Below are 20,651 nucleotides of genomic sequence, written 5' to 3'. Positions count from 1 at the left end.
ATGTCATGGAAAGCTCACAGAAAGCTCCTGTGAAGGATATGGCTGTTCTATGCAGTCTCGCCGAGTTACCCGACGGCTCGCTGAGGGTAATTCTCGATGACGCCCGTAAAGGTCACGGGCCTGGCACATGGGCATCCGAGAGCCTATTTACCTTCAACGACTATCCGTCTGGTTGCCTCAACAACTTGGCATCCATGCCTGAGGCGGAGCTGGCAGAGGTTGGTTATAACGTGTTGGCGCGCTTGATTGCCAATAACAGGCTTGACACCTAACAGCTCAGGCCTCTAATACGTGGCGGTGCCTTCAGTTCAGGCGGCCGGGGGTTGCTGACTTCATTGTCGCCCCACGATCCGGACTTATCGTCGCGGACATGGAGAATCCCTATGACTTGCCTTGGGTCCTTATCGGCACCGCGCCCGGCATTTGTTCAGGCTCATTGCGTACGGCGGGCAGGTTCCGTCTGCTGATTCAGATGCTTGCACTCGCTCTTGGCACGTTGCTGTGCTGGCGCCTGACGTATCTGTCAGTCGCGTGGTCCTACGAGCATCCCTTCACTCCAAATGATGGAGCAGCGAGGGCAGTTGCGCACTTGTTCGGTTGGATCTTTGGTCTTGTGTTCTTGATCTTGCCAAGCTTCGTTCTCACGCTGTTGGTACGCACCTCTTATGTGCGTCGCAAAAGGCGAGGCAGATAGCAACATCCACGCAGCGCAATCGGTTTTCCATGCAAGGTGCGATCGCGCGCAGGTGCGCTCCTACGGCTCCACGATCAAGCCGCAAACACATCCGGCCGTGAGGGCTTGATCGGCTGGGCGACAGTGCCGTCGTGGGTGAACATCTGCTTCCACGCCGCGTACACCGAGCCGGCAAACACCGGCATCAGCACCGCCATCAGCAGCAGCTGGGCCAGCCACATCGCCACGGTCTGCCCGGCGACCAGGCCGACAATCAGCGCCACGATCATCACCGCGAAATAGATCGCGAAGATGGCGATGAAGGCCAGCACGAAGAACACCAGCATCGCCGGCAGGTTGTGCAGGCTGGCACGCAGGCTTTCGCGCAGTGCGTGGCCGCCGGTGCTGCGGTCGAACATCACCTGCGGCGGCATCACGAACAGCGCTAGCGTCATCGCCGCGAAGGTCGCGATGGTCAGCAGCAGCCACAGCAGGATGCGCCCGGCCGGCAGGCTGGCGGCCAGTTGCTCGATCTGCACCGGGTCGGGCTGGGCGCCGGACTGGCTGATCTGGTTGATCTTCACCATCACTTCGGACAACTGCTGCAGCCCGCTGGCGCCGATCATCGCCAGCAACAGCACACCCAGCAGCAGGCCGGCGATCAGCTGCGGCAGCAACGACACCAACAGATGGGGGGCGCGGCCGTCCTGCAGGCCGTGCAGCAGATGCGACGGTTTGGCGACGCGGCCTTCGTCCACCTCGCGGATCGCCCACAGCAGGCCGCCCATGAACAGCGGGCCGGCCAGCACCAGCAGGAACTGCAGGGCCGGGCCCAGCAGCGGCACCAGCACCGACAGCGACACCACCAGCGAGGCGGCCACACTCCAGATCACCCCCAGCGAGCCAAGCGCCAGCGGCGCCCGCTTCAACAGCGAGAAACCGGTCAACAGCCATTCTGCGCCGGCAGATGCCGGCACCTTGCGAATTTCGCTCATTCCCATTCCGGATCGATACGCGCGCCGGACCATCCGGCGTGACGCGATTATCGCTGCTTTTACGTGTGCGCGGCGGGACGAGCGTTCACTGTTTGCAGGCCGCGGGCGTGGTGCACGAACCGGCGCAGCAGCTTGCGGGCCACCGGCGCGGCGGTGACCTCGCGGGCCACGGTGCGGGCGCAACGGCCGTGGCGGGCAATGCAGTCCGCGCGGGCCTGGACGTAGCCGCGCATGTGGTGGGTGGCGAACTCCGGGTGGAACTGCACGCCCCAGGTGGCCCGGCCCCAGCGGAACGCATGGCAGCGGTCCTGGCGCGAGTGCGCCAGCACGATGGCGCCGTCCGGGGCGCGCACCACCGTCTGCAGGTGGGTGGCATGGGCCGGGAACTGCGCCGGTAGGCCTGCAAACAAGGGGTCCTGCCCGGCTGGCGGATGCAGTTCCAGGGCGATCGTGCCGGACTCGCGCCCGGCCGGGTTGTAGTCCACCTCGCCGCCCAGGGCGTGCGCCAGCAACTGGTGCCCGTAGCAGATGCCCAGCAACGGCATGCCCTGGTGCGCCGCGGTGCGTAGCCAGCCTGCGCTGCGTTCGCTCCAGTCGGCGCGGTCGGTGACGAAGGCGGCCGAGCCGCTGACGATGACGCCGGCAAAGTCAGCCGGATCAGGCAGCGGATCGCCATTGGCGACGTCGATGGCCACCGTTTCATGCTCGGCCAGCCCCGCCGCCACGCGAATCCAGTGCGGAAAACGGCCGTAGCGCTTCATCTCCGGCACGGGCTGCCCGGTTTCGATGATCAGGAACGGCAAAACAGACATGCGCGAAGATCCGGACACGACAGATGTGCCCGATTGTAGGCGGCAGGGGCGGCTTTGTTTCAAGCGTCTCCCCCGGATGGGCCCTGCGCGTCATTGCCGAATGACATGTCTTGATTCCCTCCAGGCGGGGTCGACGGGATCGCCACGGCGGTGGCATGCCCTGGATATCGGCAGCGAGCGGCGCGACTGGATTGTCGGCGCGTTCGTCGCGTCGCGGCCTGAGGATGCCGTGGCCTGCTTGAACGGGAGAGGCATGGCTGGATTGACCGACTTTCGACGCGAAGCCGCGCCCTCCACGCTGCGCCTTTGCTGCAGGGCCCTTGCCCGCGCACCCTCGCGGGACACGCTGCAAGTACGTCCATGTAGCTCCGTGGCGGCATCCATGCCGCCAAGGGTCCCGCGACGGTGGGCGGGCAAGGACCAGTCAAGTTGGTCGTTCGCAGAGCTTTCAACAGCGCAACGACCAACGCTCTGGTGCGGTGTTTTGTTTCTTCTGGTAAGCCACCAGCCAACTTGCTGGTGCGGTGTCCTCACCGATTGCGGGACCGTTGGCGGCATGGATGCCGCCAACGAGCCTCCAGGGACGGATTCACGGCGTGTCCCGCGAGCGGTGAGGGCACCGCGCACTCGACGACTTTGCGTTTGCTGCAGGGCCCTTGCCCGCCCACCATCGCAGGACACGCTGCAAGTACGTCCCTGTAGCTCTGGCGCGGCATCCATGCCGCTCAAGGTTCCGCGAAGGTGAGCGGGCAAGGACCGATGGAGATGCTCGGTGTGTCAGTGCAGGCGACAGGCGACGTGCGCTGGCTACATCACTGGGCGCGGCCAGCTTGCAGCACCCAAACGCGAAGCCGCACCGTCTTCGCACCATGCCCAGCTTTTATAAAACCGCTGCCCAACTGTCTGGTGGGGGGGCCTCGCCGCTCCCTCGGCCAAAGTGGCTTCGCTACTCCCGCGGCGGCAATACCGACAGCACTTCTTCCACCGTGGTCAGCCCGGCGGCGACCTTTTCCAGCCCGGTGCGCCGCAGCGTACGCAGGCCTTCGCCGCGGGCGGCGTGGCTGAAGCTGGCCAATTCGGTGTCCGGGCGGATCAGGGTGCGCAGGCGGGGAGTGACCGGCAACAGTTCGTACAGGCCCACCCGGCCCAGGTAGCCGGTGCGGCGGCATTCCAGGCAGCCGACCGGTGCGTGCACGTTGAGTGGTTCCGGCAGCGCTTCGCCGGGCTCGCGGATGGCTGCCCAGTCGGCGTCGCTGAGCGTGTGCGGGCGCTTGCAGTGCACGCACAGGGTGCGCACCAGCCGCTGCGCGAGCACGCCGTTGAGCGTGGAGGCCACCAGGTAGTGCGGTACTCCCAGGTCCAGCAGGCGGGTGATCGCCGAGGCGGCATCGTTGGTGTGCAGCGTGGACAGCACCAGATGCCCGGTGAGCGAAGCCTGCACCGCCATCTGCGCGGTTTCCAGGTCGCGGATTTCGCCGATCATGATGATGTCCGGGTCCTGCCGCAGCAGCGTGCGCACGCCACTGGCGAAATCCAGGTCGATGTTCTGCTGCACCTGCATCTGGTTGAATTCCGGCGCGATCATTTCGATCGGGTCTTCCACGCTGCACACGTTCACGTCCGGCGTGGCCAGGCGCTTGAGCGTGGAATACAGCGTGGTGGTCTTGCCCGAGCCGGTGGGGCCGGTGACCAGCACGATGCCATGCGGGCGCTCTACCAGCGCGCTCCAGCCGGCGGCCTCCTCGGGGCTGAAGCCGAGCTGCTCGATGCTCTTGAACGCCGAATCCGGGTCGAAGATGCGCATCACGCATTTCTCGCCGAAGGCGGTGGGCATCGTGGACAAACGCATTTCCACCTCGCGCCCGCCCGGCGAGCGGGTCTTGATGCGGCCGTCCTGCGGGCGGCGGCGTTCGGCCAGGTCCATACGGCCGAGCACCTTGATGCGGCTAACCACGGCGGTCATCACCGAGGGCGGCACTTCCAGCACCTTGTGCAGCACGCCGTCGATGCGGAAGCGCATGCGCCCGGCCTCGCGGCGCGGTTCCAGGTGGATGTCGCTGGCCCGCTGCTCGTAGGCGTATTGCAGCAGCCAGTCGACGATATGCACGATGTGGTGATCGTCGGCATTGACGTCGCCGGCGCGGCCCAGTTCCACCAGCTGCTCGAAGCTGGGCAGGCCCGCATTGGACTCGGTGCTGCGCGCATCGCCGCGCGCGCCGCGCACCGACTGGGTCACGCCGAAGAACTCCATCGTGTAGCGATGCAGGTCCAGCGGGTTGATCAGCGCCAGCTCGATGCGGCGTCGGCTCAAGTGCTGCACGTCGGCCAGCCATTCCAGCGCCAGCGGCTCGCTGGTGGCGATCAGCACGCGCTCGGCATCCAGCGCCAGCGGCAGGATGCGGTGGCGGCGCGCATACGCGTGCGAGACCACGCCGGTGACGGCGGCCACATCGATGCGGGTGGGATCGATACGCAGGTAACGCAGGCCGGTGCGGGTCGCCAGCCACTCGGTGAGCCGTTCCAGGCCGAGTTCACCGGCCGGTGGCTGCGCGGCGTGCAGCTTGAGGTTGGCCAGCAGCACCAGCGGATGCACGTCGCTGGCGTTGCGCGCGCCGGCCGCGGAGAACTGCACGCGCTCGTGCTCGTGCGCCACCACCATGCCATCGGCCAGCAACGCGGCGGCCACCGAGTCGAACATCAGCCGGCCGCGCGGCAGCAATGCCACTGCGTTATCCGGATCGGCGGTGCGCCGCTGTTCCATGCTGGTTGTCCCCTGCCGCAATCGCCCGCGGCGAAGCGCTGCGGGTGGGCCGGTATACTAGCGCACCCCTTTCGCACGGCCCTTGCTGCATGTCCGATTCCCCCCGCGTTCCAATCACGTTCCAGGGCCTGATCCAGACCCTCAACCAGTACTGGGCCGACCAGGGCTGCGTGCTGATCCAGCCGTTGGACCTGGAAGTGGGCGCGGGCACGTTCCACCCGGCCACCTTCCTGCGCGCGCTGGGACCGGAGCCGTGGAATGCGGCGTATGTGCAGCCTTCGCGCCGTCCCACCGATGGCCGCTACGGCGAGAATCCCAACCGCCTGCAGCGCTATTACCAGTACCAGGTGGCGATGAAGCCCAACCCGGACAACATCCAGGACCTGTACCTGGGCTCGCTCAAGGCGCTGGGCATCGACCCGCTGGTGCATGACCTGCGCTTTGTCGAAGACAACTGGGAATCGCCCACGCTCGGTGCCTGGGGCCTGGGCTGGGAAGTCTGGCTCAACGGCATGGAGGTGACCCAGTTCACCTACTTCCAGCAGGCTGGCGGCCTGGAGTGCAAGCCGGTGCTGGGCGAGATCACCTACGGGCTGGAACGGTTGTGCATGTACCTGCAGAGCTGCGACAACGTCTACGACCTGGTGTGGACCTACGGCCCGGATGGCGCCGCGGTGACGTATGGCGATGTGTACCACCAGAACGAGGTGGAGCAGAGCACCTACAACTTCGAGCACGCCAATGTGGCCGAGCTGTTTCACCGTTTCGATGCCTGCGAAGCCGAGGCCAGGCACCTGGTCGAGGTCGGCCTGCCGTTGCCGGCGTATGAGCAGGTGACCAAGGCCAGCCACGCCTTCAACCTGCTGGATGCACGCCGCGCGATCAGCGTCACCGAGCGCCAGCGCTACATCCTGCGCGTGCGCGCGCTGGCGCAAGGCGTGGCGCAGGCGTATTACGCGCAGCGCGAGAAGCTGGGGTTCCCCGGGGTGAAGAAGTAACGAGAGCCCCTCTCCCACCGGGAGAGGGGTGAGGGTACGGGGCGCAGCCCTCATGCACCCAAACTCCACAGAGCTTCGCCCGTACCCTCATCCGCCCCTTCGGGGCACCTTCTCCCAAGGGGAGAAGGAAGCAATAAGCCCCTCTCCTGCGGGAGAAGGGTTGGGGTGAGGGTACGGGGCGCAGCCCTCACGCACCCAAACTCCACAGAGCTTCGCCCGTACCCTCATCCGCCCCTTCGGGGCACCTTCTCCCGACGGGAGAAGGGAATACGCAAAGGTCCATGTCACATGAGCGAACAACTTCCCCTGCTGATCGAACTGGGCACCGAAGAGCTGCCGGTCAAGGCGCTGCCGGGCCTGGCGCAGGCTTTCTTCGACGGTGTGCTGGCCGGGCTGGAAAAACGCGGCGTTGCCATCACCCGTGGCGATGCCAAGCCGTTGTCCACGCCGCGCCGGCTGGCGGTGCTGCTGCCGGGGGTTGCCACCGAGCAGCCTGAGCAGCGCTCCGAAGTGCTTGGGCCGTATCTCACTATCGCGCTGGATACCGAAGGCAAGCCGACCAAGGCGCTGGCCGGCTTCGCCGCAAAGGCCGGCATCGACTGGACCGCGCTGGAGCGCACCAGCGATGCCAAGGGCGAGCGCTTCGTGCATCGCGCGGTGACGCCGGGCGCGCGCACTGCCGACCTGTTGCCCGACATCCTGCGCGAAGCCATCGCTGCCATGCCGATCCCCAAGCCGATGCGCTGGGGGGCGCACGACTACGCCTTTGCGCGGCCGGTGCAGTGGCTGGTGCTGTTGTTCGGTAATGAGGTGATTCCGGCCGAATTGCTGGGCGTGCGCGGCGATCGCATCACGCGCGGCCACCGCTTCATGCATGAAGGCGCGGTGTCGTTGGCCGCGCCGGGCGAGTACATCGACGCGCTGCGTGCCGCGCATGTGTTGGTGGACGCCGATGCGCGCCGCTCCCGCATCGTTGAAGAGGTGGAAGCGGCCGCCAGGAAGGCCGGTGGCAGTGCGCGCATCAGCGACGACAACCTGGAGCAGGTGGTCAACCTGGTCGAATGGCCGTCGGCGGTGCTGTGCAGTTTCGAGCGCGATTTCCTGGCGGTGCCGCAGGAAGCGCTGATCGAGACCATGGAGATCAACCAGAAGTTTTTCCCGGTGCTGGATGACGGCGGCAAGTTGACCGAGCAGTTCATCGGCATCGCCAATATCGAATCCAGGGATGTGGCCGAAGTGGCCAAGGGCTACGAGCGCGTGATCCGCCCGCGCTTTGCCGATGCCAAGTTCTTCTTCGACGAGGACCTCAAGCAGGGCCTGGAAGCGATGGGCGCAGGCCTGGCCACTGTCACGTATCAGGCCAAGCTCGGCAGCGTGGCCGACAAGGTCGCACGCGTGGCGGCGCTGGCCGAAATCATCGCCCCGCAGGTGGGCGCCGATCCGGTGCAGGCGCGGCGTGCCGCGCAACTGGCCAAGAACGATCTGCAGTCGCGCATGGTCAATGAATTCCCGGAATTGCAGGGCATTGCCGGCCGCCATTACGCCAAGGCCGCTGCTGAGCCCAGCGAGATTTCGCTGGCTATCGACGAGGCCTACCAGCCGCGTTTTGCCGGCGACGACATCGCACTGTCGCCGTTGGGCAAGGTGCTGGCGATCGCCGAGCGTCTGGATACCTTGGCCGGTGGGTTTGCGGCGGGTCTGAAGCCGACCGGTAACAAGGATCCGTTTGCGCTGCGGCGTAATGCGTTGGGGTTGGCGCGGACGGTGATTGAGAGTGGGTTTGATTTGGATTTGAAGGCGACTTTGGTGACTGCTTCCAAATTGTTGCCATGGGATCGCCTGATCAAGAAAGCGACGCTGTCGAACGAAGCAACGATTGCTGAAATCGACTCGACACAGCACGCGCAGCTTGCGGGGGAAATCTTTGACTTCATCCTCGACCGCCTACGCGGCTACTACGCGGACAAAGGCGTGCCAGCAACGCATTTCAATGCCGTCGCTGCCTTGTTCTCGGTCGCGCCCGAGGGCGCTCCTACACCGCTGGGCGTAGGAGCGCACCTGGGCGCGACCCACGGCTCCCTCTACGACTTCGACCGCCGCATCGACGCCATCGGCATCTTCGCCACCTTGCCCGAAGCCGAAGCCCTGGCCGCCGCCAACAAGCGCATCCGCAACATCCTGCGCAAGGTCGAGGGCGAGATTCCCGGCGACATCGACACCAGCCTGCTACGCGAACCGGCCGAAGAAGCCCTGGCCGAAGCGGTGGAAGCGGCCATCGGCGACACCGGCGATGCGCTGCATCGCCACGACTACGTCGCCGTGCTCGCCCGCCTGGCCCGCCTGCGCCCGCAGGTCGATGCCTTCTTCGACGGCGTGATGGTCAATGCCGAAGACCCGCAACTGCGCGCCAACCGCCTGGCCCTGCTCAAGAAGCTCGGCGACCGTCTCGGCAGCGTGGCCGCCATCGAGCATCTGTCCAGCTGATGTCCAGCTCCGCCGGCGCGGCGCACTGGCAGACTGCCCAGGCCGCGTTGGCACGGCGCGACCTGGGTGTGGCGGCGTCTGCCTTGCAGGCGCTGCTGGCGGTTGAGCCAACACATGTGGCGGCACGCGTGCTGCTGGCCGGCACCGTGTTGGCCAATGGCAGGATGCGCGAGGCGGTCACGCAACTCCGGTTGGCCGCAGGCGATGTCGGCGACGATGTGACGATGCGTTGCCGTGTGGCGCAGGCCTTGTTGCGCGTGGGCGAGCACCGCGAACTGCACGCGCTGCTGCGGCATCCATCTGTGACGCAGTGTCGTGACGGTGCGACCTTGGCCTTGCTCGCGCACGTACACCAATCCTTGGGCGAACACGTCGACGCATTGGCGATGATGCAGCGCGCGCAGGGGTGTGGTTTTGATGGCCCTGACTTCCGATTCTTTCTTGCGGTGCAACTGCAATTCAATAATCGCCTCGACGATGCAGCGCAGGCGCTGGATCACGCCTTGGCACTGAAGCCTGGTTACGGGCGCGCTGCGCTGACACGTGCGCGCCTGCGCCGCCAAACCGTCAGCAGCCACCATGTCGATCAATTGCGTCAGCAGCTGCAGTTAGCCAAACCCGATGGCGAAGACCGCGCCGGGTTGGCGTTTGCGCTGTACAAGGAGCTGGAAGATCTCGGCCAGAACGATGCCGCCTGGGACGCGCTGGCCCACGGCAACGCAGTGATGCATGCGCGCTTGCGCCACGATGCCGACGCCGAAGCAACGCTATACGCGCAGTTGGGTGCGTTGGCCGAACAAGGTGTCTTCGCGGCGCAGGAATCTGCCAACGTACACGGCCCACAGCCGATCTTTGTGTTGGGCCTGCCACGCTCGGGCACCACGGTGCTGGAGCGGATGCTGGGCAACCATTCGCAGATCGTCTCGGCCGGCGAATTGAACGACTTCGGCCATCAGCTGCGTTGGGGCGCCGACCAGGCAGGCCGCAGCCTGCTGGATGCGCGCCTGCTGGATGCGCTTCCCATCCTGGACTACGTCCAGATCGGCACACGGTATCTGGAACAGACGCAGTGGCGTGCCGGAGCGGCGCGCTGGTACATCGATAAATTGCCGGCCAATGCAGTGGCGATCGGCGCAATCGCGCGTGCGTTGCCGGGCGCGTTGATCGTGCATCTGGTGCGCGAGCCGATGGCGGTGTGCTTCTCCAATTACCGCGCGCTGTTCGGTGATTCGTACGCCTACAGCTACGACCTGCACACGCTGGCGCGTCACTACCAGGCGTATCACGGGTTGATGGCGCAATGGCGCGCGGCATTGCCGGGCCGGGTGATCGATGTGGAGTACGCGCAGATGGTGCGTGATCCATCCAGGGTGCTGGAGCAGTTGATGACGCAGTGCGGATTGGACATCGAGCCTGGGCAAATCGACATCACCCGCAATGCCGCCGCATCGGCAACGCTCAGCAGCGTGCAGGTGCGCGAAGGCGTTCACGGGCGCAACGTGGAAGAGTGGCGGCGCTATGCCACGCAGCTGGAGCCGTTGCGGCAGGCGTTGTTGCAGGCAGGCCTGATCGCGACATAGGCCTGCTTCAGCCTGGCCGAATACAGCGGATGAAGTGCTGCACCTGAAGATCCACGCGCCTTAACTTGCTTGCGCGCCCGGCGCGCGATGCTTCGGTATGCAGCAGGCAATCTGGCGGCGCCACCCGCACAAGGTCTCGAACGCAGCTGCTGCAGGCATCCAAGCAACGGGGCCGGGACCCACCTCGCGACCCCAAAACGCCAGCGGCAGCCGTCATGGCTGCCGCTGGCGGTACGCAATGCAACGACTCACTGCGCGCCGAAGCGCCAGTTCAATTCCAGCATGTAGGAACGGCCGAACCCGGTGTAGTTGAAGATGTTGTAGTACGGGTAATCGGTGTAGGTACGATCACGTGGCGGACGGGTGTCGGCGAGATTGTTGACGGTGGCTGTCAGCGAGATGTCGTCGTTGATCGCATAGTCCAGTGTTGCGTTGACCGTGGTCCAGGCGCCGACCTTGCGTGCGCCCTCCACCGCATAGCCATCGGTGCTCTGCTGTGCGGTGAAGTTAGGGGTACGGCCGTAGCGCTGGCCGAACAAGGTGGTGGTCCATGCATTCTTCTGCCAGGTGATCGAGGCATTGGTGATGCTGCGGAACTCGGAAGAGAAGAACGGTTCGCTCAGCAGATCGCGTACCGGGTCTTGCGGGAATTGCTGGCTTTCGTGCTTGAGCGTCAGGTTGTACTGCGCGTCGAACACAAACAGGCCCCAGGATTCGGTGGCCAGGTTGTAGGTCGCCTTGGTCAGTACGCCGGAGATTTCCTCGTTGGAGATGTTGACCGGATTGATACGGATGTTGCTCAGGCGATTGGGAACCGGCGCATCGGTGGCCGTGCGGTCGATACGCGACAGCGCGTCCACGCAGGTTGGCGAGTTGATGTCCAGCGCGCCGAGCCGGCAGGCCGATTCGTTTTGCAGTAATGCATCGGTGCTCAGGTCGCTGACCTTGTCGTCGATCTTGATGTTGTAGTAATCGGCATTGACGCTGAAGCGTGCGCTCGGCGACCACACCACACCGGCACCCCAGGACTTTGCGGTGATCGACTTCAGATCCGCATTGCCGGACCGACGGCCCTGGATGCTGCTGCCGGCATAGGTGCAGTCGGAGATCGGCACGCCGGGTTCTTCGACCGCGCAACGGTAATAATCATTGACGCTCTGGAAGAAGCCGCTGTCGCCAGCGAACGAGAACGCCATGTCCGGTGCCTTGAAGGCAGTGGCGTAGTTGCCGCGGAACAGCAGCGAATCGATTGGGCGGAATTCCAGCGCGGCCTTGTAGGTGAACTTGGAATCGCCGCCGCCGCCCTGGTTCTTGTAGTCGTCGTAGCGGCCGGACAGATTGGCGGTCAACGTGCTCAGGATCGGCACGCGCATTTCGAAGGCCGCCGCCCAGTTCTCGCGCTTGCCGCTGCCCTGGGTGCCGGTCAGCTGGTAGAAATCGCCGGCAATGACACGTTGATCGGTTGGGTTGGTCCAGTATTGATTCCCTGCCTGCAACACGCCGGCAATGCCGACCGCACCGGCCGGCAGGTTGAACAATTCGGTGTTGGTCAGCTGCAGGTTGACGTTCTGGGTCCAGGTCCTGGACTTGGTGCGGATTTCATCGTTGAAGCTGCGGTACTGCGCCGGCGTCAATGCGCGATAGAAGTTGGCATCGTTGGGCGAGTAGATCGGGTAGCCGTAGTACTCGCCTTGCTGTGCGCCAAGGAACTGTTCGCGGAAGAAATCTTCGATGCGGTCCGCCAGCGGCCACTGCTGGCGGCTATCAATACGATATTCCGAGCGCGCGTAATACGCATCGTAGGTCCAGTTGCTGGCACCCAGGCCGCCTTTCAGGCCGAGCGCGATGTTGTAGGAATCGGCAGTCTGGCGGTTGTTGTTGAAATCGTTGTTGCCGGTTTCTTCTGGCGCGAAGGTGCGCTGATACCCCTCCAGTTGCTGGCTGTCCTGGTTGTAGAACAAGCCGCCGGTGTCGACTGAGCTCTGCCAGAAGCGAGGTCCGCTATTGACCTCGACCTTTGTGCGGTTGAGCAACAGGGTCGAGTACAGCTCGGCGTTGTCGTTGAACGCATAGCTCAGGTTGGCATAGCCGCTGGCGCTGCGCTCCTTGTTGAGGATGCTGGCATAGCCTGGTACTGCGCGGCTGCTGCAGAAGTTGCCACGGTTGGCGCGGTTGTCGTACTGCACCGAACCATTGAACAGCGGGCCCAACGCAGCGCAGTTGTCTGCGCCTGGATCGACATAGCTGGCCGGGGGGCCGGGGAGGCTGTGCAGCGCGATGCGTGAACCGTAACGCAGGGTCGGGTCCGGATTGTCGTTGGTGGAGTCGAAATCGCGGCGCTGGTAGCCGTAAATCGGGTCCTGGTTGTTGAGCTGCAGGCCCCACACGATGTTGGCGCCGCCGATCTCGTTGCCGCCGGTGAGCTGGAAGCGCTGGTTGTTGCCGCCACCGCCGTCGTAGGTGCCCATGCGGTAGTTCATCTGTACGCCGTCCATGCGCTTTTTCAGGATGATGTTGACCACGCCGGCAATTGCGCTGGAGCCGTAGATCGAGGACTGGTTACCGGGCGCTACGTCGATGCGCTCGACCATGCCCACCGGCACGCTGGCCAGATCGACGAAGTTGCTCTGGCCGTTGTAGAGCAACGGGTAGTCGGCCATCGGCCGCCCATCGATCAGCACCAGGGTGAAGCCGGGATCCAGGCCGAGCAGGCTCAGCGACTTGGCGCCAGCGGTGAAGCCGTTGCTGAACTGGCCGTCCTGCACCGAACCGGTGGCCATCGGTTGCGAGCGCAGCACGTCGTAGACGTCCTTGAAGCCACGACGCTGGATGTCCTGGGCGGTGATCGAGAAGACCGGCGTTGCAGTTTCGACTTGGGAACGGGGGATCAACGATCCCGTCACCGTGACCTTGTTCAATTCGGTCACTGCATCTTGATCCTGTGCCATCGCAAGCGACGGCATCGCCAGGGCAGTGCACACGGCGGTAACCAGCAAATGACGCTTCATGAAAACCTCTCTCCAAAGGTGTAGAACGGGCGCGCGGTGATCGGGGGACGCCGCACGCGATGGGTGTCAACGAAACGTTAACAACACCCCGACTCTAACCAGTCCATTGGGCGCCGTATAGTCGCGTTTGCTCAGATTTTTTGTCCCTTCACACCGAGGCTGGGTATCCTTGGCCGATGCTTAAAGTCGCGTTTGCTCTCTCCCTGCTGTGTACCCTGCTTGTTCCGCTGCCAGCGGTAGCTCGGGCAACCATCGACAAGATCGAAATCAAGGGCTTGGACGACGGCGACGACGCCGAGATGATCGAGAACATCGAGGTCTCCCTGTCTCTATATGAGGCCGTGGGCAAGGAGCAGGGCGAGTCGCGCTTGGAATATCTGCTGGCCCAGGCCGAGCGACAGACGCGCGAGGCGCTGGAGCCGTTCGGCTATTACTCGCCGACCATCGAGCTGGCGGCGCCGCGCAACGGCGACCGGGTCACGGTGGTGATCACGGTGGACCGCGGCGAGCCGGTGCGGGTGCGCACCTCGCATATCTCCATCACCGGCTGGGCCGAGCAGGACCGCTACTTGGGGCAAGACCTCAAGCAGTTCGAGCCGCGCGAAGGCCAGGTCTTCAGTCACCCGCAGTACGAGGCCAGCAAGGTGCGCATCACCCGTCGTCTGGCCGAGCGCGGCTATTTCGATGCCGATTTCACCCAGCGCCGGGTGGCGGTGACGCGTGCCGAACACGCCGCCGACATCGATCTGAACTGGGACAGCGGTCGCCGCTACGACATGGGCAAGGTGCGCTTCGACTACGACTACTTCCGCGACGGGCTATTCGACCCGCTGGTGTACTGGGACGAGGGCAGCTACTACCACGAGGGCAAGCTGGACCGGCTGCGCGAGTCGCTGACCAAGCTGGATTACTTCAGCAGCATCGACATCCAGCCCAAGCCCGAGGAGGCCGACGCCGATGGCCGCGTGCCGGTGGACGTCAAGCTCACCCGTGCCAAGCGCACCGTCTACACCTCGGGCCTGAGCTACGGCAGCGAGAGCGGTGCCGGTGTGCGCGGCGGCGTGGAGCGGCGCTATGTCAATTCGCGCGGCCACAAGATGGATACGCAGCTGGACTACGCGCAGAACCGCAAGAGCCTGACCACCAGCTACCGGGTCCCCGCGTTCCGCTGGCTCGACGGCTGGTACACCGCCTCGGCGCGGTTGTATGACGAGCAGACCGAGTACATCGACCTGCGCAATGTCAAGCTCACCGGCAGCCGCAGTGGCCAGATCAACGAGCGCTGGAGCGCGATCGCGTCCATCAACGCCTTGCGCGAGCGCTGGCGCTTCAGCAGCGGCAACGACTTCGAAGGGGCGGTGTACGAAACCTCCACCCTGATCTATCCGCAGTTGCAGGCCAACTACGTCAATGTCGACGACCGCCTGTTTCCGCGCAGTGGCGTGTCGGCGCAGATGTTCATCCGTGGCGGCGCCGAGGGGGCGGGCTCGGACACCAACTTCGGCCAGCTGTATGGGCAGCTGCGCTGGTTCCTGGGCGCCGGCGACAACGGGCGGGTGATCCTGCGCGGCGAAGGCGGCACCACCTGGACCAGCGACCTGGTCGCCATGCCGCCGAGCCTGCGCTTCTTCGCCGGTGGCGCCAACAGCATCCGCGGCTATGCATTCCGCGAAGTCGGCCCGCGCACGCCCAAGCCGGACGAATTCGCACTGGGTGCCAAGAATGCGGTCACCGCCAGTGCCGAGTACGAGCATTACCTCAAGGGCGGGCCGTGGGGCGGGGCGGTGTTCGTCGACAGCGGCAGCGCGTTCGACAACACGCCCGACTGGCATACCGGTATCGGCTTCGGCCTGCGCTGGCGCTCGCCGGTGGGGCCGGTGCGCGTGGATATCGCGCACGGCCTGAACGACCCCGACTCGCAGTTCCAGCTGTATATCGATATCGGTGCCAACCTGTGAGTACACCCACGCCGCCCTCCGCGCCGCGCCGCGCGCGCTTCTACCGCCGGCGCCGCTTCTGGGTGGGCTCCGGCCTGACCGTGCTCGGGCTGGTGCTGCTGGCCTTGATCGCGATCTATTGGTTGCTGCAGACCGTGGCCGGGCGCGATGTGTTGCTGGCCCAGGTGGTGGCGCGCCTGCCGGTGGGCGCCAGCTTTACCTACGGCACCGTCGAAGGCCCGGTAGCGGGCCCGTTGACCTTGCGCAACGTCGATTTCAAGTATCAGGACATCCACTTCACCGCCGAGCGCGTGTACCTGGAGCCGGATCTGCGGCCGCTGCTGGGGCGCAAGCTGCAACTGGACGCCGTGCAGGTGAGCAATGCCACCTTGAACCTCGGCAAGAGCGACGAACCGTTCACCTTGCCCAGCTGGCCGGAGTCGCTGCCGCAGATCAACGTGCCGCTGGCGATCCAGGCCGACAAGATCGATGTGCAGAACCTGCGCATCACCCAGCTGCAGCAGCCGATGATCGTGCTGCACACCGTGCAGGGCGGCCTGGAAGTGGCCACCGGCGAACTGCGCACGCGCGATCTGGTGGTCGACACCGACATGGGCGACTTCCGCCTGCATGGCGACTACCTTCCCAACGACGATTACCACGCCGATCTCACCGCCACCGCAGTGCTGCCGGCCGCGCGCGGGCGTACGCCGGCCAGCCTGGGGCTGGTCGCACGCGGCGATCTGGACAAGATGGAAGTGGCCATCGCCGGCCGCGCGCCGGCACCGCTGCAGGCCAGCCTGGTGTTCACCGGCCGCGACGACCCGACCTGGGCGTTCAAGGCGGTCACCGAGGCGCTGGACACCTCGCTGTTGATTCCAGCTGCCGATGGCGCGCCCAGCGCGCCGGCCACGCCAATCGCAGTGAACCTGGCCGCCTCCGGCAAGGGCGGCAACGCCGACCTGCAGGGCAGCATCAAACAGGGCGAGTTGAGCGCCACCCTGCAGCCGTCGCATATCAGCCTGGCCGATCAGGTACTGACCGTCGAACCGCTGGTGATCGACACCTTCGAAGGTCGCACCCAGCTGCGCGGCACCGCCGATTTCCGCGATACCCAGAATCCGAGTTTCCGCTTTGCCGTCAACGCCAGCGGCCTGCGCTTCACCCCGACGCCGGACCCGGCCACCCCGGATGCACCGCTGGTGCCGGTGGAGTTGCAAGAGGCGCGCCTGGGCATTGCCGGCACCTTGAAGGCATGGGCGGCGATCGGCCGCGCCACGCTGCAACGCGACGGCCAGCAGGCCGCGCTGGTGTTCGATAGCCGCGGCAACGATCAACGCGCGCAGCTCAAGCAGGTGCAGGCGAAAACGCCGGGCGGTTCGCTGGATCTTACCGGCGAGGTGGGCTGGACGCCGGAGCTGCAGTGGGACGTCACCGCGCAGCTGGCCAAGTTCGATCCGGGCTATTTCGCGCCGGGCTGGAACGGCAATCTCTCTGGCAAAGTCGCCTCCAAGGGCCGCCAGCTGCCGGCACCGGCCGGCGGTGTCTCGCCGGGCTTCGAGGCCACTGCAGAGATACCCAGCCTGACCGGCCAGCTGCGTCAACGCGCGCTGTCGGCCAATGGCAAGTTCGCACTGCGTGGCGAACAAGGCGAGGGTGAGTTGCAACTGGCGCTGGGCAATAGCCGCATCAACGCCAAGGGCAAGGTGGGCGACCAGCTCGACATCGCCGCGCAGCTGCAGCCCTTGCAGCTGGACGATGTGCTGCCGGGTGCCACCGGTGTGGTGCGCGGGCAGCTGCAGGTCAGCGGCAAGCGCGATGCGCCGGACATCAGCGCCGACATCGCCGGCAATGGCTTGCGCTGGGGCAGCTATAGCGCGCAGAGCATCAGCCTGCGCGGCCGCCTGCCGTGGCGCGGCAGCGACGGGCAGCTGGCCTTGCAGGGCGCTGCCATCGAGGCGGGCGTGGTGCTGGACAGCGTGCGCGTGCAGGCGCGCGGTGCGGTGGAAGCCTTGCGCCTGGATGCCGACATTGCCAACAGCATGGCCAGCGTCGCCTTGCAGGGCGATATGCGCCGCAATGGCGAGCGCTGGCAGGGCCAGGTCGCCACGCTGCGGATCGCCCCAGCCAAGGGCGATGCCTGGGCGCTGCGCCAGCCGGCGCAGTTCAGCACCGATGGCGCCGCATTTACCTTGTCCGATACCTGCCTGGGCGCGGCCACCGGCGGCGCGCTGTGCGCCAGCGCCAACTGGCCACGTGAGGGCATGGTGGTGCATGGCGATGCATTGCCGCTGGCGCTGGTGCAACCGTGGTTGCCCAAGCAGGAAGGCCGCCAGATCTATCTGCGTGGCGAGCTGTCGCTGGACGGCAGTTTCAAGCCGCGCGGCAACGCCTGGGAAGGCAGCCTGCGTATTGCCTCGCCGGAAGGCGGCATTCGCCTCGGTGAAACCCGCTACGCCGCGGTGGCCGGAAATCCCAATCGCGGCGAGTTGCTGCGCTACGACCAGTTCAGCGTGCAGGCTGATTTCACCCAGCAGCAGATCCAGGCCAAGCTCGGTATCGGTTTCCAGGGCGCGGGCTTTGTGGATGCCAAGTTCAACACCGGCTGGGATGCGTACGCACCGCTTAACGGCGAGCTGTATCTCAACATGTCGCGGCTGTACTGGCTGGAGCTGGTCGTGGCTGACGTGGTGCGGCCCAAGGGCCTGGTCGAAGGCCACGTGAGCCTGCGCGGCACCCGCGACAAACCGCTGCTGGGCGGCGACGCCACGCTGAGCGATTTCACCGCCGAGTACCCCTCGATGGGCCTGACCCTGAGCGAAGGCAAGGGGCGCTTCGACGCGCTGCCGGATGGCTCGGCCAAGATCACCGCATCGGCCAAGTCCGGCGAGGGCACGCTCAACATCGATGGCGGGCTGTCGTGGTTCGGCACCAGCACGCCGCTGCTGCTCAATATCCGCGGCGAAAACGTGCTGGCCTACAACACCAGCGAGTTGCGCATCATTGCCAATCCGGACATGCAGTTCGGCATCACCGACAACACCATGCAGCTGCGCGGCAAGGTCACCGTGCCCGAAGCCGATATCGACCTGGAGCGGCTGGATCGTGGCACCTCGGTGTCCGAAGACGTGGTGGTGCTGGACCCGGTGGACCCGGAAGAAACGCCCGCCTCGCCGCTGGATATGGACCTGGCCATCGTGCTTGGCGACAAGGTCAACATGAGCGGCTTCGGCCTGAAGGGCGGGCTGAGCGGGCAGATGCAGATCCGCGCGCGCCCGGGCCGCGAAATGACCGCCAACGGCGGGCTGGATGTGCGTGGTCGCTACAAGGCCTATGGCCAGGACCTGACCATCAGCCGCGGCCAGCTGACCTGGAACAACAACATCGTCTCCGACCCGCGCGTGAGCCTGCGCGCCGAACGCAAGATCGGCGACGTCACCGCCGGCATCGACGTCAGCGGACGCGCCGAATCGCCGCGTGCCGACGTGTGGTCCGAGCCGGCCATGTCGCAATCCGAAGCGTTGTCGTACCTGGTGCTCGGCCGCGGCCTGTCCACCGCCAGCAGCGACGAAACCCAGCAGGTCAGCGCTGCCTCGGCTGCCCTGTCGGCTGGTAGCAGCCTGATCGCCTCGCAGATCGGCGCCAAGCTCGGCCTGGACGAAGCAGGGGTGAGCGAATCCAGCACCGCCGGCTCGGTCGTGGGCTTCGGCAAATATCTCTCGCCGAAACTCTACGTCGGCTATGGCGTGTCGATGGTCGGTAGCGGCTCAGTGCTGACGCTCAAATACCTGCTCAGCCGCGGCTTCGATATCGAGGCCGAATCGAGCACCGTGGAGACCAAGGGCTCGGTGAACTGGCGGCGGGAGAAGTAACAGTCAATCGCACAACAGTGCATCACATGGTGTGCGTGGCGCCGCATGTGTCAGGTCGAGACCTGACACATGCAGATATCAAGGGATGTTCGGCCATGCGTGAGGCATCGCCAGGTTGAGCGCTGCAGTTTTATCTACAACCTCTTCAGCCGCATTGTCGGGCGCGGCACACCGGCATCGCGCAGGCATTACGCACTTTTTATGCCGGCGCACCAGCGCGCGAATGGCCCCTTTATGCCCATCGGTCCTACCTTGCTACTCCCGCACTGTGGTGCGTTGAGCCAAATACGATGTGCATCCTGATTTTGCGAGGTCCTCAGGCGATTCCGGCGCCATCGGTGCCGATGCAATTGCCTGAGTGTGCTGGCCGCGCGTTGCGCACGCTGGCGTGTGCCGATGTGGATAGTTTGATCGCCGAGTTGCATGCGGCCGGTGGCGATGCCGAGGTGGAGCTGGTGTTGCTGGATTCGGGCGATCTGCCCTTGTCCGAGCGCAGTTGCGCGCGGGCCTTGCGCGCTGCCGTGGATGCGTTGCCCACGCCGTATATCGAGCTGCATACCGATGCCGATCAGGAGCTGGAGCCGTGGCTGCATGCGCAGCATGCGCCGCTGGCGGTGGTGATCACGCCGCACGACGCGCCGCGCGCGTATGCGATGTCGCTCGGCATTGCCGCGCGTTGCCTGCCGTCGTTACACGCGCCGTTGCGCGTGGCTGCCTGAGGAGCGCGCCATGTCGATCATGATCGTGCGTGGGCCGGAGGCATCGCTGCCGCTGGTGCGTGGGCCGCAGCCGTTGCCGCGGGCCGTCATTCGCCAGCTGGTGCAATGCGCCGGCGATGCGCGCAAGACCGTGGCACTGCGGGCCTGTGGGTCGGAGCAGGAATTGCTGGATGCCTTGCGCGCGGCGGGGCAGGCGCGGATGGAGATCGCGTTGATCGATCCGGGCAGTTGCGTGGACAGTGCGCGTCTGCACCGTGTGCTGGGTGCATTGCCGTATCCGTTCGTGGAGACCCACGATGACAGCGCGGACCGGCCGGAGCGGTGCCTGCCACCGGGGTTTGCGCCCTGCATTGCAACCGTGCGCGGCTACTGCGCGCAGAGTTATCTGCTCGGGCTGGAAATCGCGCTGGAGCATCTGGGCTGCACGGAGATCCAGGGCGATGTCCATGTCGGGACCTGAGCCGCGCCAGCTGCATTATTTTGCCGACTACGAAGGCTATTGCGATGGCCGGCCGGTGGTGTGGGGTCAATTGACGCACAGCGTGGACGTGCCTGCCGACGGCGAGCTGGATGCAGCGGGATTGGTGTGCGCGCTGCGCCGCCGGGCGGCCGAGGCGCATGGGTTGGAGGCGGGGCAGATCCGGCTATGCCAGGTGACCCGGCTGTAGCGGCCCTGCCGCTACCACAGCGCGGCCGGACGCTGCGCCGATGCTTTGGCAGGCACCCACACGTGACCTGCGTTGGATGCGGATCAAAGCCGCGTGGCGCTGCCTTGGCCGATCAGTATGCAGGGCGCATCGCATCGCCTGGAG

13 protein-coding genes are annotated in these 20,651 nt (G+C 65.5%); 9 read left to right on the top strand and 4 right to left on the bottom strand.

Annotated features, from left to right (window positions below):
* The first annotated feature begins 5 nt into the window (after positions 1 to 5).
* Positions 6 to 272 carry a hypothetical protein gene (locus RZV17_RS19485; protein ID WP_355605856.1) on the top strand — a complete coding sequence of 89 codons (267 nt, stop codon included), beginning with the start codon at positions 6 to 8 and terminating at the stop codon, positions 270 to 272.
* Between the two features lie 496 nt (positions 273 to 768).
* Here the strand turns inward: RZV17_RS19485 and RZV17_RS19480 are convergent, their stop codons facing one another.
* From RZV17_RS19480 to RZV17_RS19470, 3 genes are all read right to left on the bottom strand, one after another.
* Positions 769 to 1,668 carry a BPSS1780 family membrane protein gene (locus RZV17_RS19480; RefSeq protein ID WP_355605853.1) on the bottom strand — a complete coding sequence of 300 codons (900 nt, stop codon included), beginning with the start codon at positions 1,666 to 1,668 and terminating at the stop codon, positions 769 to 771.
* Positions 1,669 to 1,727: 59 nt separating this feature from the next.
* On the bottom strand, positions 1,728 to 2,480 hold the full coding sequence (locus tag RZV17_RS19475) for a glutamine amidotransferase (protein WP_104581837.1): 753 nt from the start codon (positions 2,478 to 2,480) through the stop codon (positions 1,728 to 1,730).
* Positions 2,481 to 3,426: 946 nt separating this feature from the next.
* A complete protein-coding gene (locus RZV17_RS19470) occupies positions 3,427 to 5,241 on the bottom strand; it encodes a GspE/PulE family protein (protein ID WP_104581509.1) in 1,815 nt (604 codons plus the stop codon).
* Between the two features lie 89 nt (positions 5,242 to 5,330).
* Between RZV17_RS19470 and glyQ the strand changes: the two genes are divergently transcribed.
* From glyQ to RZV17_RS19455, 3 genes are all read left to right on the top strand, one after another.
* A complete protein-coding gene (glyQ, locus tag RZV17_RS19465) occupies positions 5,331 to 6,239 on the top strand; it encodes a glycine--tRNA ligase subunit alpha (RefSeq protein ID WP_039412270.1) in 909 nt (302 codons plus the stop codon).
* Between the two features lie 288 nt (positions 6,240 to 6,527).
* Entirely contained in the window at positions 6,528 to 8,723 is a 2,196-nt protein-coding gene (glyS, locus tag RZV17_RS19460; protein ID WP_355605850.1) for a glycine--tRNA ligase subunit beta, read from the top strand.
* Complete coding sequence (locus RZV17_RS19455; protein WP_355605848.1) at positions 8,723 to 10,303, top strand: sulfotransferase; 1,581 nt, start codon at positions 8,723 to 8,725, stop codon at positions 10,301 to 10,303. Before glyS ends, RZV17_RS19455 begins: the two co-directional genes overlap by 1 nt.
* 248 nt (positions 10,304 to 10,551) lie before the next feature.
* Here the strand turns inward: RZV17_RS19455 and RZV17_RS19450 are convergent, their stop codons facing one another.
* On the bottom strand, positions 10,552 to 13,251 hold the full coding sequence (locus RZV17_RS19450; RefSeq protein ID WP_184375723.1) for a TonB-dependent siderophore receptor: 2,700 nt from the start codon (positions 13,249 to 13,251) through the stop codon (positions 10,552 to 10,554).
* A 236-nt stretch (positions 13,252 to 13,487) separates the two neighbouring features.
* Here RZV17_RS19450 and RZV17_RS19445 point away from each other — a divergent pair, with 236 nt between their 5' ends.
* From RZV17_RS19445 to RZV17_RS19425, 5 genes are all read left to right on the top strand, one after another.
* Positions 13,488 to 15,269, top strand: a complete 1,782-nt coding sequence (locus RZV17_RS19445; RefSeq protein WP_104581505.1) for an autotransporter assembly complex family protein — start codon at positions 13,488 to 13,490, stop codon at positions 15,267 to 15,269.
* The gene (locus tag RZV17_RS19440; protein ID WP_355605845.1) at positions 15,266 to 19,120 is read left to right on the top strand and encodes a translocation/assembly module TamB domain-containing protein; all 3,855 of its coding nucleotides are present in this window, start codon (positions 15,266 to 15,268) and stop codon (positions 19,118 to 19,120) included. The genes RZV17_RS19445 and RZV17_RS19440 overlap by 4 nt, the downstream gene beginning before the upstream one ends.
* A 290-nt stretch (positions 19,121 to 19,410) precedes the next feature.
* Positions 19,411 to 19,839, top strand: coding sequence for a hypothetical protein (locus tag RZV17_RS19435; protein ID WP_039412264.1), 429 nt, complete (start codon positions 19,411 to 19,413; stop codon positions 19,837 to 19,839).
* A gap of 10 nt (positions 19,840 to 19,849) precedes the next feature.
* Complete coding sequence (locus tag RZV17_RS19430; protein WP_355605842.1) at positions 19,850 to 20,299, top strand: 3-dehydroquinate dehydratase; 450 nt, start codon at positions 19,850 to 19,852, stop codon at positions 20,297 to 20,299.
* Positions 20,280 to 20,507, top strand: coding sequence for a hypothetical protein (locus tag RZV17_RS19425; RefSeq protein WP_039412260.1), 228 nt, complete (start codon positions 20,280 to 20,282; stop codon positions 20,505 to 20,507). Before RZV17_RS19430 ends, RZV17_RS19425 begins: the two co-directional genes overlap by 20 nt.
* The last annotated feature ends 144 nt before the right edge of the window (positions 20,508 to 20,651 follow it).

Origin of the sequence: Xanthomonas cannabis (genome assembly GCF_040616535.1) — a bacterium.
Taxonomy (GTDB): domain Bacteria; phylum Pseudomonadota; class Gammaproteobacteria; order Xanthomonadales; family Xanthomonadaceae; genus Xanthomonas; species Xanthomonas cannabis.
Note: the sequence above shows the minus strand (reverse complement) of the source record. Positions and strands in the feature narration are given on the sequence as shown.

Bases quoted from the DNA above. Each gene is read 5' to 3' on its own strand.
- RZV17_RS19425 (WP_039412260.1), top strand. From the start codon at position 20,280: ATGTCCATGTCGGGACCTGAGCCGCGCCAGCTGCATTATTTTGCCGAC.
- RZV17_RS19435 (WP_039412264.1), top strand. From the start codon at position 19,411: ATGTGCATCCTGATTTTGCGAGGTCCTCAGGCGATTCCGGCGCCATCG.
- RZV17_RS19450 (WP_184375723.1), bottom strand. From the start codon at position 13,251: ATGGCACAGGATCAAGATGCAGTGACCGAATTGAACAAGGTCACGGTG.
- RZV17_RS19430 (WP_355605842.1), top strand. From the start codon at position 19,850: ATGTCGATCATGATCGTGCGTGGGCCGGAGGCATCGCTGCCGCTGGTG.
- RZV17_RS19445 (WP_104581505.1), top strand. From the start codon at position 13,488: ATGCTTAAAGTCGCGTTTGCTCTCTCCCTGCTGTGTACCCTGCTTGTT.
- glyQ (WP_039412270.1), top strand. From the start codon at position 5,331: ATGTCCGATTCCCCCCGCGTTCCAATCACGTTCCAGGGCCTGATCCAG.
- RZV17_RS19470 (WP_104581509.1), bottom strand. From the start codon at position 5,241: ATGGAACAGCGGCGCACCGCCGATCCGGATAACGCAGTGGCATTGCTG.
- RZV17_RS19485 (WP_355605856.1), top strand. From the start codon at position 6: ATGGAAAGCTCACAGAAAGCTCCTGTGAAGGATATGGCTGTTCTATGC.
- glyS (WP_355605850.1), top strand. From the start codon at position 6,528: ATGAGCGAACAACTTCCCCTGCTGATCGAACTGGGCACCGAAGAGCTG.
- RZV17_RS19480 (WP_355605853.1), bottom strand. From the start codon at position 1,668: ATGAGCGAAATTCGCAAGGTGCCGGCATCTGCCGGCGCAGAATGGCTG.
- RZV17_RS19475 (WP_104581837.1), bottom strand. From the start codon at position 2,480: ATGTCTGTTTTGCCGTTCCTGATCATCGAAACCGGGCAGCCCGTGCCG.
- RZV17_RS19455 (WP_355605848.1), top strand. From the start codon at position 8,723: ATGTCCAGCTCCGCCGGCGCGGCGCACTGGCAGACTGCCCAGGCCGCG.